The following is a 15141-nucleotide window of genomic DNA, read 5'->3' on the forward strand; positions in this document are numbered from 1 at the left end:
GCGCGCAGGGAAGGGCGGCTCGCCACGGGCGTGGACACACCGGGACCCCGCCACCCGAGGGGTGACGGGGTCCCGTCGCACGAGGTCGTCGGCTACTGCTGCGGCTCCGGCGGCTCGCCGCCCAGGGACCGGGGCTGCGCGCCGGGCGACGGCGGCGCCGTCGGGCCGTCCGACGGTCGCTGGCCGCGCTCGGCCGACGGGTCGAACGGCGCACCCGACCGGGTGCCCGCGCTCGTCGCGTCGGCCGTGGCGGCCTCCGCCTGGCGCCGTGCCTCCGCGAGCGCCTCACCCGGGTCCTCCAGGGCCTGCGCGGGGAGCGACGACTGCCGGGGCCGCGCCTCGGCGCCGCCCTCGTCGTCGGCGGGCGGGGTGGGGATGCCGGGCGTGCCGGGCACCCCGCCGAAGCCCTTGGCGATCGAGCCGAGCGCCGCGGTGAACTCCGTGGGCACGACCCACAGCTTCGACGCGTTGCCGTTGGCGATCTCGGGCAGCATCTGCAGGTACTGGTACGCGAGCAGCTTGGGGTCGGCGTCGCCCTCGTGGATGGCGCCGAACACCTGGAGGATGGCGCGCGCCTCGCCCTCGGCCTGGAGGATCTTCGCCTGGGCGTCACCCTCGGCCCGGAGGATCTGCGACTGCTTCTCACCCTCAGCGGTGAGGATCTGCGACTGCTTGACGCCCTCCGCCGTGAGGATCGTGGCGCGCCGGTCGCGCTCGGCGCGCATCTGCTGCTCCATCGCACCCTGCACCGAGGCGGGCGGCTCGATCGACTTCAGCTCGACGCGGTTGACGCGCACGCCCCAGCGGCCGGTCGCCTCGTCGAGGACGCCGCGCAGCTGGCCGTTGATCTGGTCGCGGCTGGTGAGCGTCTGCTCGAGGTCCATCGAGCCGACGACGTTACGCAGGGTGGTGACCGTGAGCTGCTCGATACCGGTGATGTAGTTCGCGATCTCGTACACCGCCGACTTCGGCTCGGTCACCTGGAAGTAGATGACCGTGTCGATGCTCACCACGAGGTTGTCGCTCGTGATCACGGGCTGCGGCGGGAAGGACACGACCTGCTCGCGCAGGTCGACGCCTGCGCGGATGCGGTCGACGAACGGCACCAGCAGGTGCAGCCCGGGCTCGAAGGTCTTGTTGTAGCGGCCGAGCCGCTCGACGATCAGCGCCGTCGCCTGCGGCACGATGCGCACGGCCTTGACCAGCGCGACGATCAGCACGATCGCCAGGATGATGAGCACCACGTAGAGCACGATGGTGCCGGGTTCGGTGTCGTTCACAGGAGTCCCTTCCGTCGACGCGTCGACGATCGGAGATGGTCACCGGTCGCCGACCGGCGGCGGGTCAGGCGGGGTGCTGCTCGTGCGTCGTCGCGACCGGGGCGACGACGGCGGTGGCCCCGTCGATGCGCACGACGCGCACCTCGGCGCCGACGGGGACGCGCCCGGTGGAGTTCGGGATGCCGTCGTCCTCGAGACGGGCGCTCCAGACCTCGCCCTGCAGCTTGACGCGGCCGCCGGTCTCGGTGACCTCCGCCAGGACCACGGCCAGCCGGCCGACCTGGCCCGCCGCGTTGGTCTCGACGAGCGGCACCCGCTGCCGCAGGTGGCGCAGCAGCCACGGGCGCAGGGTGAACAGGAGCAGCACGGACACGATGCAGGCCACGAGGATCTGCAGCCAGAGCTCGCCTCCCGCAGCGGCCGTGACGGCCCCGCCGAGGGCGCCCCCGGCCAGCATGATCAGCACCAGGTCCAACGAGAGCATCTCGATCGCGGCGAGCAGCAGCGCGCCTCCGACCCACCACAGCCAGGAGTCCACGGACCTCTCCCCTCGTCGTCCCTCGCGGGAGCGTGCGGCGCCGGGACGGCCCCTGAGGGACCCTCAGGTGAGCGACGCCCCCGCCACCATGTTTTGCACAGACTTTACCAAGCCTGAGCCGACGCGGGAAGCCGTTTCAGCGACCGGCGGGTCGCGCCGCGCGGGCCAGCCAACGGCCCCCGCCGTGGGCGACCATGAGGGGCGTGCCGAACGCCTGCGAGAGGTTGTCCGCGGTGAGCACCTCGTGGATCGGGCCCGCGGCCTGGATGCCCCCGCGCTTCATGAGCATGAGGTGCGTGAACCCCGGCGGGATCTCCTCGACGTGGTGCGTGACGAGCACCAGGACGGGCGACGCCGGGTCGGCCGCGAGCTCGGCCAGCGCGCCGACGAGCTCCTCGCGCCCGGCGAGGTCGAGGCCGGCGGCGGGCTCGTCGAGCAGCAGGATCTCCGGGTCCGTCATGAGGGCGCGGGCGATCTGCACGCGCTTGCGCTCGCCCTCCGAGAGGGTCCCGTAGAAGCGGTCCGCCAGGTCGGCGACGTCGAACGCCGCGAGCAGGTCCTTGGCGCGCTGCTCGTCGAACTCCTCGTACGACTCCTGCCAGCGGCCCGTCACGCCGTACGCCGCCGTGAGCACGACGTCCCGCACGGCCTCGCCGCCCGGGATGCGGTCGGCGAGGGCCGCGGAGGCGAAGCCGATCCGCGGGCGCAGCTCGAAGACGTCGACGCGGCCGAGCCGTTCGCCCAGGAGCTCGGCCGTGCCGCTCGTCGGGTGCGAGCGCGCCGCGAGGATCTGCAGCATGGTGGTCTTGCCGGCACCGTTGGGGCCGAGGACGACCCAGCGCTCTCCCTCGTTCACCTGCCAGTCCACGGCGTCGAGGATGGTGGTGGTACCGCGTCGTACGGTGACGCCCTGCAGGTCGAGAACCGCGCTCATGAGGCCCGACCCTACCCGAGCCGCCCCGACCGCCCGGCCGTCGCCCGCGCCGTGCCCGCGCCCTGCCCGCGCCCTGCCCGCGCCCTGCCCGCCCGCCGTCCGACGTACGTCCGGGCCTGCGACGACGGCACCGGCGCGTCTACTGTGACCCCGTGGAGACCGACCCGACCGCGCTGCCCCGCAGCGTCGTGCTCGCCCTCTGGCTCGCCACCGCCGGCGCCGCACCCGGGGTCGTGGTGCGCAGCGTGCAGGGCGACGACGAGCCGCACGGCGTCGTCGGGCTGCCCGGCCGCGACGAGGGCGCCGCCGCCGTCGGCGGGGACGACGCCGGCCTGCGCGACCTCGTGACCGCCTGGCTCGACGGACCCCGCGAGGTGTGCGCCCTGCTGCCCGCTCCCGGCGACCTCGGCGGGACACCGGCCGCGGTGAGCGCCGAGGCCACCGAGGCGGGCGAGTGCGTGATGATCACCACCCCGGCCGGTTCCTGGGCCGCCGTGCCTGCCGTCACCGCGTTCGGGAGCGAGCTCGAGCCCGGCCATCTCGTCGCCTGGCAGGTGCGGCCGGTGCCCGCGTGGTCCACCCACGTGGCCGGCACCCTCGGTTCGCTCGCCGACGCCGAGCGGGAGCTGCGCACCAGCCTCGTCACCGCGACCGAGGCACTCGACGCGCTCGACGTCGCCCGGTGGCGCGACGACGCCGCCGACGCGATCGAGCGCCTCCGCGGCGGCAGCACGGACGCCTGGCCCGTGCCCGCCCTGGACGGCCGCCGGGCCCGCGTGCTGCAGCTCGCGACCCGGCTGCTCGCGATCGTCGACCTCGCCACCGTCGACGACGGCGGCGCCGTGAACCTCTGGCAGTCGGACCAGCGCTCCACCGCGCTGCGCGAGGTGGAGCGCACGGCACGGCACGCCCTCAGCGCCGCGACCTACGCCGCCGTCCGCTGATCCTGGTCCTGGTCCCGACAGGCTCGACCCCCGGGTGCTCTCGACCGGCTCACCCGGCGAGGACGCCGCGGTAGACGTCGAGGGTGCGGTCGGCGACGGCCTCCCACGAGAACAGCTGCTCGGCCCGGCGCCGGCCCGCCTCCCCCATCTGCGCCGCCCGCGCCGGGTCGGCCAGCACCTGCCCCAGCGCGCCCGCCAGGTCCGCGACGAACCGCTCCGGGTCCAGGGGCGTCCCGGTGCCGTCGTCGGCCTGCTCGATCGGCACGAGCGCGCCCGTGACCCCGTCGTCGACGACCTCGGGGATGCCGCCGGTCGCCGTGCCGACCACCGGCAGGCCGACGGCCATCGCCTCGAGGTTGACGATGCCGAGCGGCTCGTACACCGACGGGCACACGAAGACGGTGCTCGCCGCGAGCACGGCGACCAGGTCCGGGCGGGGCAGCATCTGCTCGATCCACACCACCCCGGCCTCCGCGCCGGCGCCGCCGGGCCCGGCGGCGCCGACGGTGCCCGAGCCGCCCCGCGCGCGGCGCAGGTCGGCCACGAGCGCGCGCACCTCGGCCATGAGCTCCTCGGTGTCGGGCGCGCCCGCGCACAGCACGACCTGGACCTCGCGCGGCAGGCGGGCCGCCGCGCGCAGCAGGTATGGCAGGCCCTTCTGCCGCGTGATGCGGCCGACGAACACCACCGCGGGGCGCTCGGGGTCGATGCCGAGGTCGCGGACCACCCGCTCGGCCGCCGGGTCGCCGTCCGCCGGGCGCCGCCAGCCGGCGAGGTCGATGCCGTTGTGCACGACGTGCACCCGGTCGGGGTCGAGCTCCGGGTAGACCCGCAGGATGTCGGCCCGCATCCCGGCCGACACCGCGATCACGCCGGCGGCGCCCAGGTAGGCCGTGCGCTCCGCCCACGACGACAGCGCGTACCCACCGCCGAGCTGCTCCGCCTTCCAGGGGCGCAACGGCTCGAGCGAGTGCGCCGTGACCACGTGCGGCACACCGTGCAGCAGGCCACCGACGTGCCCGGCGAGGTTGGCGTACCAGGTGTGCGAGTGCAGCACGTCGGCCCCCGCGACGTCCTGCGCCATCGCCAGGTCGACGCCGAAGGTGCCGAGGGCGGCGTTCGCGGAGGCGAGCTCGGCCGGCACGCCGTACCCCGTCACGCCGGGCTCGGCGTCCGCACCGGTGCGCGGCCCGTCGAAGCACCGCACCCGCACGTCGACGTCCCGGCGCAGGACGGCGGACAGCTCGGCCACGTGCACGCCGGCGCCCCCGTAGACGTGCGGTGGGTACTCGCGGGTCAGCAGGTCGACCCGGAACGGGCTGCTGGCAGGGCTGCTGGTGGGCGTGCTCACGCGGCCAACCTAGCGGGGTCGGCGGGTCGCGGGCGCGGCGGCCCACGACCCCCTAGGGTCGTGGCATGGCGTCGACCCAGCCCCGCGTGCTCGCGATCGTCCTCGCCGGCGGCGAGGGCAAGCGCCTCATGCCGCTCACCGCGCACCGCGCCAAGCCGGCGGTCCCCTTCGGGGGCATCTACCGGCTCGTGGACTTCGCGCTGTCCAACATCATCAACTCGCACTACCTGCACGTCATCGTGCTGACCCAGTACAAGTCCCACTCGCTGGACCGGCACATCTCCAAGACGTGGCGCATGTCGTCGCTGCTCGGCAACTACGTGTCGTCGGTGCCCGCGCAGCAGCGGGTCGGCAAGCACTGGTACCTGGGCTCGGCCGACGCGATCTACCAGTGCCTCAACATCATCGACGACGAGCGGCCCGACATCGTCGTCGTGGTCGGCGCCGACCACGTGTACCGCATGGACTTCTCCCAGATGGTCGAGGCGCACGTCTCGTCCGGCGCCCGCGCCACCGTGGCGGCGATCCGCCAGCCCATCGCCATGGCGGACCAGTTCGGTGTCATCGAGGTGGACCGCGAGGACCCCACGCGGATCAGCGAGTTCCTCGAGAAGCCCGAGAGCCCGGTCGGGCTGCCCGACTCCCCCACCGAGGTGCTGGCCTCGATGGGCAACTACGTGTTCGACGCCGACGCGCTCGTCGAGGCGGTCACGAAGGACTCGGCCGACCCGGACTCGCGCCACGACATGGGCGGCGACATCATCCCCGCGTTCGTCGCCGACGGCACAGCCGGCGTCTACGACTTCATCCGCAACGAGATCCCCGGGTCCACCGACCGCGACCGCGACTACTGGCGCGACGTCGGGACGATCGACGCCTACTTCGAGGCCAACACCGACCTCATCGCCGTGCAGCCCGTGTTCAACCTGTACAACCAGGACTGGCCGCTGCTCACGGGCTACACCGGCCTGCCGCCGGCCAAGTTCGTGCACGCCGGGCCGGGACGGCTCGGCCACGCCGCCGACTCGATCGTCTCGCCTGGTGTCCTCATCTCCGGCGCGACGGTCGCAGGGTCCATCCTGTCCCCGGGCGCGCACCTGCACTCCTGGGCCACCGTCACGGACGCCGTCGTGATGGACAACGTCCAGGTGGAGCGGCACGCCCAGGTCCACCGCGCCATCCTCGACAAGAACGTGGTGGTGAGCGAGCGGGCGCGCGTCGGCGTCGACCACGACGAGGACCGGGCCCGCGGCTTCACCGTCTCCGAGTCGGGGATCACCGTCGTCCCGAAGGGCACCGTCGTTGCTTGATCCCGCTCCCCGCACCGCCCCCACCCCTGGTAGCGCCGTGGAGGGCGGCGCCGAGGCACCGCGCCGGCGCCTCGTCGTCACCGACGTCGACTCCACGTTCATCACCGCCGAGGTGATCGAGCTGCTCGCCGACCACGCCGGCACCCGCGCGCAGGTCGCCGAGGTGACCGAGCGCGCGATGCGCGGCGAGCTCGACTTCGCCGGCTCGCTGCGCGAGCGGGTCGCCACGCTGCGCGGCGTGCCGGTCGAGGCGCTGACCGCGGTGCGCGAGGCCGTCGTCCTCACCCCGGGAGCCGCCGACCTCGTGAGCGAGGTGCACCGGCGCGGGTGGGAGTTCGGGCTGGTCTCGGGCGGGTTCGCCGAGATCCTCGGCCCGATCGCCGACGCGCTCGGCATCGGCCGCTGGCGCGCCAACCGCCTCGAGGTGGCCGACGGCGTCCTCACCGGCCGCACCGTCGGACCGGTCGTCGACCGCGCCGACAAGGCCGCCACGCTGCGCCGCTGGGCGGCGGAGTGCGGGCTCGACATGGTCGACACCGTCGCCGTCGGCGACGGCGCCAACGACCTCGACATGATCGACGCCGCCGGCATCGGCATCGCCTTCGCGGCCAAGCCCGTCGTGCGCGCGCAGGCGCCGTTCAGCGTGGACGGCCCCCGGCTCGACGACGTGCTCGGCGTCATCGACGCGGTGGACGCCGCGGCGGGCCGCGCGCCCGGCACCGCCCGGCCCTGAGCCCCCAGCCGTAGCGCGCACCCCCTGGCGGGGCCAGGATCGGACCATGGCGACCACGGTCGAGACCAACGCGCTCAACACCATCGACGAGTCCGAGCGGCACGGCAGGCCGCGGGACCTGTTCTGGCCGTGGTTCGCGGCCAACGTCTCCGTGCTGGGCCTCGGCTACGGCGCGTACCTGCTGGCGTTCGGCGTGTCCTTCTGGCAGGCGGTGGTGGTCGGCGCGGTCGGCATCCTCGTGTCGTTCCTGGCGTGCGGGTTCATCTCGCTCGCGGGCCGGCGCGGCTCGGCACCCACCATGGTGCTCAGCCGCGCGGCGTTCGGCGTGGACGGCAACCGGCTGCCGTCCCTGCTGTCCTGGATCCTCACCGTGGGCTGGGAGACGGTGCTCGTGGCCCTCGCCACGCTCGCCACCGCGACCGTCCTCGGCACCCTCGGATGGGGCGGCGGCACCGTGACGCAGGTCGTCACCCTGGCCGTGGTGGCGCTGGTCGTGGTGGCCGCGGGGATCTTCGGGTTCCAGCTCGTGATGCGGCTGCAGCAGGTCATCACCGTGCTCACCGCGGTGCTCACGGTGATCTACGTGGTGCTGGTCGCGGGCCACGTCGACTGGGCGACCGTGGCGTCGATCCCGCCCGGGCAGGCGCCGCAGGTGATCGGCGGGCTCGTGTTCATGATGACGGGGTTCGGCCTCGGCTGGGTCAACATGGCCGCCGACTACTCGCGCTACCTGCCGCGCACCGCCTCCGGCCCCGGCGTCGTCGGCTGGACGACGTTCGGCGCCTCTCTGCCGCCGGTCCTGCTGCTCGTGGCGGGGCTCCTCCTCGCCGGCTCCGACCCCGCCCTCGCGGACGCGATCGGCGCCGACCCGATCGGCGCGCTGGCCGTCCTGCTCCCGGAGTGGTTCCTGATCCCCTTCATGGTCGTGGCCCTCGCCGGGCTGATCGGCGGGGCCGCGCTCGACATCTACTCCTCGGGACTGGCGCTGCTGTCCCTGGGGCTCCCCGCCCCGCGCTGGGCGGCCGCGGCGATCGACGGCGTCCTCATGGTGCTCGGCGCGACCTACGTCGTCTTCGTCGCCGACGACTTCTTCGGCCCGTTCCAGGGGTTCCTCATCACGCTCGGCGTGCCGATCGCGGCCTGGTGCGGGGTGCTGCTCGCCGACATCGCGCTGCGCCGCCGCGACTACGCGGACGCCGAGCTCGGCGACCGGCGCGGCCGGTACGGCAGCGTGCGGTGGTCGGCCGTCCTGCTCGTCGTCGCGGGCACGGCGATCGGGTGGGGTCTCGTCACGAACACGTACGCCGGGTGGCTGTCGTGGCAGGGCTACCTGCTGGGGCCGCTGGGGCTCGGCGGGCGGGACGGCCAGTGGGCCGGCGCGAACCTCGGCGTGCTCGTGGCCCTCGCCCTCGGCCTGCTGGGCACGTTCCTCCTGTCCGCCCGGGCGGTGCGACGCCAGGAGCGGGCGCCGGAGGCGGCAGCGACGGGGCGGGCCACGCCGTGAGCGCCACCCACGGCGCCGACGGCGCTTGGCTCGTCGTGATCGACATGCAGGTGGTCTTCGCCGGCCCGGCGAGCCCGTGGGCCGCGCCGGGGTTCGACGCCGCGGCCCACGGGCTGCGCCGCCTGCTGCCGGCCTTCGCCGGGCGCAGCGTGTGGACCCGCTACGTGGCTCCCCACGAGCCGCAGGGCGCCTGGCGGGAGTACTTCGACCAGTGGCCGTTCGCCCTGGTGCCGCCCGACGACCCCCTGTACGGCTTCGCGGACGGGCTCGACCCCTCCGGCGCTCCGGTCGTCACGGCGACGACGTTCGGCAAGTGGGGCGCGGAGCTCGACGCGGCCACCGGTCACGCCGACGAGCTGGTGGTGGCCGGCGTCTCCACCGACTGCTGCGTGCTGTCGACGGTGCTGCCCGCGGCGGACGCCGGCCGGCGGGTGCGCGTCGTGTCCGACGCGTGCGCGGGGGCGAGCGCGGCCGACCACGACCGTGCGCTGGACGCGATGCGGCTCTACGCGCCGCTGGTCGAGGTCACGACGGTCGACCAGGTGCTCGACGACGAGCGCGGCCCGAGGCCCGCCGCCTGACGGTCAGGAGGGCCGGCCGACGTGCACCAGCCGGGCGCCGTCGCGCCCCCACCCGGCCCACGGCTCGGCGGACTCCAGCACCGCATAGGTGGCGGTCGGGACGCCGACGCGCACCTGCGCGACGGCCGCGGAGTCGGAGCCGTCCCCCGCGAGGTACGCCGCCGTCGCGGCCATGGTCGGCTCGTGCCCGACGACGAGCACCGTGCGCGCCGACGCCTCGACCTCCCGCAGGAGGCCGAGGACGTCACGCACGCTCGCCTCGTAGAGCTCGTCGCGCACCTCGAGCACCGTCGCGGCGGAGCCGTCGAGGTGCGAGGAGGCCAGGTCCCACGTCTGCCGGGTGCGCAGCGCCGAGGACACGAGCGCGACCTGCGGCCGCAGACCGGCGGCCGTGAGCGCCATGCCGACGCGGCTGGCCTGCTTGCGCCCGTTCAGCGCCAGCGGGCGGCGGTCGTCGGGGATCGCGCCCTTGCCGGGCTCAGCCTTGGCATGGCGCAACAGCACGAGGCGCCAGGTCGGCGCCTCGCCCTCGGCCTGCGTCACCGCTCTCATGGGCTCCGTCTCACAGGTCGTTCCGGGGGCCGCTCCGGGCCGGACCCGTCACTGACCCATCGCGTGCACACCACCGTCGACGTGGACGATCTCCCCGGTCGTGGCGGGGAACCAGTCCGAGAGAAGGGCCACGACGGCGCGCGCAGCCGGCTCCGCCGTCGTCTGGTCCCAGCCCAGCGGGGCCCGCTGCGGCCAGGCGTCCTCCATGGTCGCGAACCCCGGGATGGACTTCGCGGCCGTGGTACGGATGGGCCCGGCGGAGACGAGGTTACACCGGATGCCGTGCGGCCCGAGGTCACGGGCCAGGTAGCGGTTGGCGGACTCCAGACCGGCCTTCGCGACACCCATCCAGTCGTAGACCGGCCATGCGAACGTCGCGTCGAAGGTGAGGCCCACGTACGCGCCGCCGGACATCAGCGGGCGCGCCGCCTCGATGAGCGACTTGTACGAGAACGTGGAGACCTGCAGGGCCGTGGCGACGTCGTCCCACCCGGCTCCCAGGAAGTTGCCGCCCATGACCGTCTGGGGTGCGAAGCCGATCGAGTGCACGACGCCGTCGATCCCGTCCACGTGCTCCTTGACGCGCTCCGGGAGGGCCGCGAGGTCCTCGTCGCTGGTGACGTCCAGCTCCACCACGGGCGCCGTGACAGGCAGGCGCTTCGCGAACGCCTGCGTGAGCTTCATCTGCCGCCCGAACGAGGTGAGCACCACCTCGGCGCCCTCCTCCTGGGCGAGGCGGGCGGCGTGGAACGCGATCGAGCTGTCGGTGAGGACGCCCGTGATGAGGAGCTTCTTGCCGTCGAGCAGAGCCATGATGACCTTCCGGTTGTGCGTGGTGCGGGGACGAGGAGGGGCGGGTGCGGTCGGTGCCGGCCAGGGGCCGGTCCCGGGCGGGCCAGAGGGTCCGTCAGTGGCCCATGCCGAGGCCGCCGTCGACCGGGATCACGGCGCCCGAGACGTAGGCCGCGGCGTCGGAGGCGAGGAAGCCCACGACCCCGGCGACCTCGTCGGTCGAGGCGAAGCGGCCGGCAGGGATCGACGCCTTGTACTGCTGCTGCGTCGCCTCCGGCAGCGCGGCCGTCATGTCGGTCTCGACGAAGCCGGGGGCGACGACGTTCGCGGTGATGCCGCGCCCGCCGAGCTCGCGCGTGATCGACCGGGCCATGCCGACGAGGGCGGCCTTGGAGGACGAGTAGTTGACCTGGCCCGGGCCGCCGTAGAGGCCCACGACGGACCCGACCAGCACGATGCGGCCCCGGCGGGCGCGGATCATGCCCTTCGAGGCACGGCGCACGCAGCGGAACGTGCCGGTGAGGTTCACGTCGAGCACGGTCTCGAACTCCTCGTCGCTCATGCGCATGAGGAGCTGGTCGCGGGTGACGCCCGCGTTGGCGACGAGCACCTCGACCGGGCCGAGGTCGGACTCGATGCCCGAGAAGGCGGCGTCCACGGCCGCGCTGTCGGTCACGTCGGCGACGTAGCCGTGCACGCCGGCCGGCAGGTCGCCGCCCCGGTAGAGCGTGGCGACCGTGTCGCCCGCCGCGACGAAGTGCTCCGCGATGGTGCGGCCGATGCCGCGCGCCGCGCCGGTCACGACGACGACCCGGCCGGCAGGGGTGCCGCTGCCGGCGGCGGGCTGGGGGGCGGGGGCGTCGGTCACGGGGTCTCCTCGGTGGTCGGGGCGGGTTCGGCGGTCGGGGTGCGTCGGCACCGGCGTCCTGCGCGGCTGCTGCTCGACCGCTGCTCGAGCCCGCTCGTCATGGTGCGTGACGACGGCGGGACAGTGCTGCGGGCGGTCGGGCCACGGCCGACGCCCTGGTGACGCTACCTCGCCGGAGCGGCCCCGCAGGGTCGCGGCGCGTCACACGTCGCCGCGGCCCTTTGTCGGATCCCTACAAGGCGGACCCCGTCGCCGCCGGGTCCCTGGGGCTCCGCGCGCCGCCTTAGACTGGCGAGGTGAGCAACGCCCGCGCGACCCCTCCGGGTCCGCGCCCCTCCGGAGGCCACCGCCGCGGCGCGGGCCAGGCGCCCGAGGTCCCCTCGATCACCAGCGCCCCCGAGCCGCTGGAGGAGGACCAGGCGCGCCGCACGCGGCGCTACCTCGTCCAGATGGGCATCCGGATCGTCTGCTTCATCGGCGCCGTGCTCGTGGACGTCCTCTGGATCCGGCTGGTGCTGGTGGCCGCCGCCGTCGTCCTGCCGTACTCCGCGGTGCTCTTCGCCAACGCCGGGCGGGACCGCGTCTCCTACGACACCTCGCCGATGGTCGACGTCGCGCCCGCCGAGCTGGCCGCCTCCGCTCAGGAGCACCCGCCCTCGGGCCCCGCCGCGGGCTCCGGGCCGGAGACGTTCGACGGCCCGCACCGCGTCGTGGAGCACCGGGACGACGACCCTGCTCCCGCGGCGGCGGACGAGACGGCCGGGCACGCACCGCACGAGACGCCGCACGCGTCACCCGACGAGTCACCGCACGAGACACCGCACGAGAATCCTGGAGGAACCCGCTGATGGACGTGCTCGCGACGAACGCTGACGCCGTGGCGGGCGAGCTGGTGTGCTCGGCCAAGGGCTGCCGCGCCGAGGCCACGTGGGGCCTGCTGTGGAACAACCCCCGGCTGCACACGCCGGAGCGCCGCAAGGTGTGGCTCGCGTGCGACGACCACCGCGAGCACCTCGAGCAGTTCCTCGGTGCGCGCTCGTTCTGGAAGCAGACCGTCCCCGTCGCGGAGCTCGATCGCGCGTGACCGACCGCACCGCCGCCCGCCCCGCCCCGGCGCCGGACGCCGCCGACCACGCCCCCGCCGCCCCCGCCGCGCCCCGCACCCGCCGGCAGTGGATCACGCTCGGCCTCGGCGCGGTGCTGCTGGCCGCCGTGTGCGTGCTGGCCGCCGTGTGGCAGTGGCACCGCTACACGTGGCGCGAGGCGCAGATCGACCTGGTCGAGTCCAACTACGCGGCCGCCGCCGTCCCGCTCTCCGACGTGCTGCCGGGGCCGGGCGCCGTCCTCGACCCGGACGACGAGTGGCGCCCCGCCGTGGCCACGGGCACCTACCGGCCCGAGGACACGGTGCTGCTGCGCAACCGGCCCGTCGGAGGCCAGCCCGGCTTCCACGTGCTTGTGCCGCTCGAGACCACCGGGGCGGACGGGCAGCCGGTCGTCCTCGTCGTCGACCGCGGGTTCGTGCCGCTGGGCGAGGACGCGAGCGAGCCGTCGTCCGTGCCCGACCCGCCGGCCGGCGAGGTCGAGGTCACCATGACGATGCGGCCGGACGAGCCCGCCTCCGACCGGGGCACCCCGGCCGGGCAGGTGCAGGCCATCCATACCGACCAGGTGCTCGCCGCGGGCCCGGACGGCGCCGCGTGGGCCGACGGTGCCACCGTGGGCGGGTACGGGCAGCTGCGCGCCGAGGACCCGGCGGCCGGGACGACACCCGGCGCGCTGCCCGAGCCGGACACCGATCCCGGGTCGCACCTCAGCTACACGGTGCAGTGGGTCATCTTCGCGCTCGGCGCGCTGGGCGGCTACGTCGTGCTGTGGCGGCGCGAGACCCGGCCGGTGCACGTGACGGCGGGCGACCTCCTCGCCGCCGGCGAGGGCCCGGACCCGCTGGACGGGACCGGGCGGCCCGGTGCCGCCGTGCGTCCCCAGCGCCCCCGCCGCCGGAAGGTCGACGAGGACTACGAGGACGCCCTGCTGGACGCCGCCGAGCGGCCCCGGGCGGACGCCGACAGGTCCGCCGCCGGGCGTCAGGCCAGCGACACCAGCTCGGCGTAGTCCGCGCTCCACAGGTCCTCGTCGCCGTCGGGCAGGAGGAGCACCCGCTCGGGGTTGAGCGCCTCGACGGCGCCGTCGTCGTGGGTGACCATGACCACGGCGCCCTCGTACGTGTCGAGCGCCCCGAGGATCTCGGCGCGCGAGGCCGGGTCGAGGTTGTTCGTGGGCTCGTCGAGCAGCAGCACGTTGGCGCTGGAGACCACGAGCGTGGCGAGCGCGAGGCGGGTCTTCTCGCCGCCGGACAGCACGTTCGCCGGCTTCTCCGCGTCGTCCCCGCTGAACAGGAACGAGCCGAGCACCGAGCGCACCTGGGTGTCCGTCAGGTCGGGGGCGGAGTGCCGCAGGTTCTCCACGACCGTGGCGTCCATGTCCAGGGTGTCGTGCTCCTGGGCGTAGTAGCCGATCTTCAGCCCGTGACCCGGCACGACACGGCCCGTGTCCGGCTGCTCCACGCCGCCGAGGATGCGCAGCAGCGTCGTCTTGCCCGCGCCGTTGAGGCCGAGGATGACGACGCGCGAGCCGCGGTCGATGGCGAGGTCGACGCCCGCGAAGACCTCCTGCGAGCCGTAGCTCTTCGACAGCTCGGTCGCCGTGAGCGGCGTCCGCCCGCACGGCGCCGGCTTCGGGAACCGCAGGTGCGCGACCCTGTCCGCGCGCCGCTCCCCCTCCAGCCCGGACAGCATGCGCTCCGCGCGCTTCATCATGTTCTGGGCGGCCGTCGCCTTGGTCGCCTTGGCCCGCATCTTGTCGGCCTGGGCCAGCAGCACGCCGGCCTTCTTCTCCGCGTTGGCCCGCTCGCGGCGCCGCCGGCGCTCGTCCTGCTCGCGCTGCTCCAGGTAGGCGTCCCAGCCGAGGTTGTACTGGTCCAGCTCGCCGCGGTTGGCGTCCAGGTGGAACACCTTGTTCACCGTGGCGCGCAGCAGGTCGACGTCGTGGCTGATCACGACGAACCCGCCGCTGTACGCCTTGAGGTAGTCCCGCAGCCAGACGATCGAGTCGGCGTCCAGGTGGTTGGTCGGCTCGTCGAGCAGCAGCGTGTCGACGCCGGAGAACAGGATGCGCGCCAGCTCGATGCGGCGGCGCTGGCCGCCGGACAGCGTGTTGAGGGACTGGCCGAGCACCCGGTCGTCGAGGCCCAGGTTGCTCGTGATCCGGTGCGCCTCGGACTCGGCCGCGTAGCCGCCGGCGGCGAGGAACCGCGCCTCGAGCTTCGGGTACCGCTCGAGGGCCGCCGCCTGCGTGTCGGCGTCGGCGGAGGCCATGAGCCCCTCGGTCTCGCGCATCTGCGTGACGATGTGGTCCAGGCCGCGGGCGCTGAGCACCCGGTCCATCGCGACGACCTCCAGGTCGCCCGTGCGCGGGTCCTGCGGCAGGTACCCGATGTCGGTGCCGCGCGTGATCTGCCCGGCCGCCGGCAGGGTCTCGCCCGCGAGCGTCTTGGTGAGCGTCGTCTTGCCCGCGCCGTTGCGGCCGACGAGACCGATGCGGTCGCCCGGCGCGATGCGGAACGTGGCCTCGTGCAGCAGGGTGCGGGCGCCGAAGCGCAGCTCGACGCCGTGGGCGGTGATCAAGGCAGGGGTGTCCTTCGACAGGGGGTGGGAGGCTCCCGCGAGTCTAGTGCTCCACGGCCCCGGCCCAC

At 74.6% G+C, this 15141-nt stretch carries 16 protein-coding genes; 8 read left to right on the forward strand and 8 right to left on the reverse strand.

The window, feature by feature from the left end:
* Positions 1–92: 92 nt before the first annotated feature.
* From ACH436_RS04930 to ACH436_RS04940, 3 genes are all read right to left on the reverse strand, one after another.
* Entirely contained in the window at positions 93–1280 is a 1188-nt protein-coding gene (locus tag ACH436_RS04930; protein ID WP_430559036.1) for an SPFH domain-containing protein, read from the reverse strand.
* 64 nt (positions 1281–1344) lie between these two features.
* Positions 1345–1818: an NfeD family protein gene (locus ACH436_RS04935; RefSeq protein WP_430559037.1), complete on the reverse strand. Its 474-nt coding sequence runs from the start codon at positions 1816–1818 to the stop codon at positions 1345–1347.
* 136 nt (positions 1819–1954) lie between these two features.
* Complete coding sequence (locus ACH436_RS04940; RefSeq protein WP_430559038.1) at positions 1955–2752, reverse strand: ABC transporter ATP-binding protein; 798 nt, start codon at positions 2750–2752, stop codon at positions 1955–1957.
* Positions 2753–2904: 152 nt separating this feature from the next.
* Here ACH436_RS04940 and ACH436_RS04945 point away from each other — a divergent pair, with 152 nt between their 5' ends.
* Positions 2905–3696: a hypothetical protein gene (locus ACH436_RS04945; RefSeq protein WP_430559039.1), complete on the forward strand. Its 792-nt coding sequence runs from the start codon at positions 2905–2907 to the stop codon at positions 3694–3696.
* 49 nt (positions 3697–3745) lie between these two features.
* Here ACH436_RS04945 and glgA read toward each other — a convergent pair whose 3' ends face one another.
* On the reverse strand, positions 3746–5047 hold the full coding sequence (gene glgA / locus ACH436_RS04950; RefSeq protein ID WP_430559040.1) for a glycogen synthase: 1302 nt from the start codon (positions 5045–5047) through the stop codon (positions 3746–3748).
* Between the two features lie 65 nt (positions 5048–5112).
* Between glgA and glgC the strand changes: the two genes are divergently transcribed.
* Genes glgC through ACH436_RS04970 form a run of 4 tightly spaced genes read left to right on the forward strand, consistent with a single transcriptional unit; the run spans position 5113 to position 9175 of the window.
* Entirely contained in the window at positions 5113–6357 is a 1245-nt protein-coding gene (gene glgC / locus ACH436_RS04955) for a glucose-1-phosphate adenylyltransferase (RefSeq protein ID WP_430559041.1), read from the forward strand.
* Positions 6350–7090 carry a phosphoserine phosphatase SerB gene (gene serB / locus ACH436_RS04960; RefSeq protein WP_430559042.1) on the forward strand — a complete coding sequence of 247 codons (741 nt, stop codon included), beginning with the start codon at positions 6350–6352 and terminating at the stop codon, positions 7088–7090. The genes glgC and serB overlap by 8 nt, the downstream gene beginning before the upstream one ends.
* A 46-nt stretch (positions 7091–7136) precedes the next feature.
* Complete coding sequence (locus ACH436_RS04965; protein WP_430559043.1) at positions 7137–8594, forward strand: purine-cytosine permease family protein; 1458 nt, start codon at positions 7137–7139, stop codon at positions 8592–8594.
* The gene (locus ACH436_RS04970) at positions 8591–9175 is read left to right on the forward strand and encodes a cysteine hydrolase family protein (RefSeq protein WP_430559044.1); all 585 of its coding nucleotides are present in this window, start codon (positions 8591–8593) and stop codon (positions 9173–9175) included. The genes ACH436_RS04965 and ACH436_RS04970 overlap by 4 nt, the downstream gene beginning before the upstream one ends.
* Positions 9176–9178: 3 nt before the next feature.
* On the opposite strand, the gene ACH436_RS04975 is transcribed toward ACH436_RS04970, so the two are convergent.
* From ACH436_RS04975 to fabG, 3 genes are all read right to left on the reverse strand, one after another.
* Positions 9179–9727 (reverse strand): SixA phosphatase family protein, encoded by a 549-nt coding sequence (locus ACH436_RS04975; RefSeq protein WP_430559045.1) that lies wholly within the window; start codon positions 9725–9727, stop codon positions 9179–9181.
* 48 nt (positions 9728–9775) lie between these two features.
* A complete protein-coding gene (gene fabI, locus ACH436_RS04980) occupies positions 9776–10540 on the reverse strand; it encodes an enoyl-ACP reductase FabI (RefSeq protein WP_430559046.1) in 765 nt (254 codons plus the stop codon).
* 94 nt (positions 10541–10634) lie between these two features.
* On the reverse strand, positions 10635–11387 hold the full coding sequence (fabG, locus tag ACH436_RS04985; RefSeq protein ID WP_430559047.1) for a 3-oxoacyl-ACP reductase FabG: 753 nt from the start codon (positions 11385–11387) through the stop codon (positions 10635–10637).
* A 296-nt stretch (positions 11388–11683) separates the two neighbouring features.
* Here fabG and ACH436_RS04990 point away from each other — a divergent pair, with 296 nt between their 5' ends.
* Genes ACH436_RS04990 through ACH436_RS05000 form a run of 3 tightly spaced genes read left to right on the forward strand, consistent with a single transcriptional unit; the run spans position 11684 to position 13502 of the window.
* Positions 11684–12235: a DUF3099 domain-containing protein gene (locus tag ACH436_RS04990; RefSeq protein ID WP_430559048.1), complete on the forward strand. Its 552-nt coding sequence runs from the start codon at positions 11684–11686 to the stop codon at positions 12233–12235.
* Positions 12235–12471 carry a hypothetical protein gene (locus ACH436_RS04995; protein ID WP_430559049.1) on the forward strand — a complete coding sequence of 79 codons (237 nt, stop codon included), beginning with the start codon at positions 12235–12237 and terminating at the stop codon, positions 12469–12471. Before ACH436_RS04990 ends, ACH436_RS04995 begins: the two co-directional genes overlap by 1 nt.
* The gene (locus ACH436_RS05000) at positions 12468–13502 is read left to right on the forward strand and encodes an SURF1 family protein (RefSeq protein ID WP_430559050.1); all 1035 of its coding nucleotides are present in this window, start codon (positions 12468–12470) and stop codon (positions 13500–13502) included. The genes ACH436_RS04995 and ACH436_RS05000 overlap by 4 nt, the downstream gene beginning before the upstream one ends.
* On the opposite strand, the gene ACH436_RS05005 is transcribed toward ACH436_RS05000, so the two are convergent.
* Complete coding sequence (locus ACH436_RS05005; protein ID WP_430559051.1) at positions 13475–15073, reverse strand: ABC-F family ATP-binding cassette domain-containing protein; 1599 nt, start codon at positions 15071–15073, stop codon at positions 13475–13477. The two genes, ACH436_RS05000 and ACH436_RS05005, sit on opposite strands and share 28 nt — an antisense overlap.
* Positions 15074–15141: the final 68 nt, after the last annotated feature.

Origin of the sequence: Isoptericola sp. NPDC019693, from assembly GCF_044389085.1 — a bacterium.
Taxonomy (GTDB): Bacteria; Actinomycetota; Actinomycetes; order Actinomycetales; family Cellulomonadaceae; genus Isoptericola.

Coding starts and splice junctions, on each gene's coding strand:
- ACH436_RS04975 (WP_430559045.1), bottom strand. CDS start 9,727: ATGAGAGCGGTGACGCAGGCCGAGGGCGAGGCGCCGACCTGGCGCCTC.
- glgC (WP_430559041.1), top strand. CDS start 5,113: ATGGCGTCGACCCAGCCCCGCGTGCTCGCGATCGTCCTCGCCGGCGGC.
- fabI (WP_430559046.1), bottom strand. CDS start 10,540: ATGGCTCTGCTCGACGGCAAGAAGCTCCTCATCACGGGCGTCCTCACC.
- ACH436_RS04940 (WP_430559038.1), bottom strand. CDS start 2,752: ATGAGCGCGGTTCTCGACCTGCAGGGCGTCACCGTACGACGCGGTACC.
- ACH436_RS04995 (WP_430559049.1), top strand. CDS start 12,235: ATGGACGTGCTCGCGACGAACGCTGACGCCGTGGCGGGCGAGCTGGTG.
- ACH436_RS04965 (WP_430559043.1), top strand. CDS start 7,137: ATGGCGACCACGGTCGAGACCAACGCGCTCAACACCATCGACGAGTCC.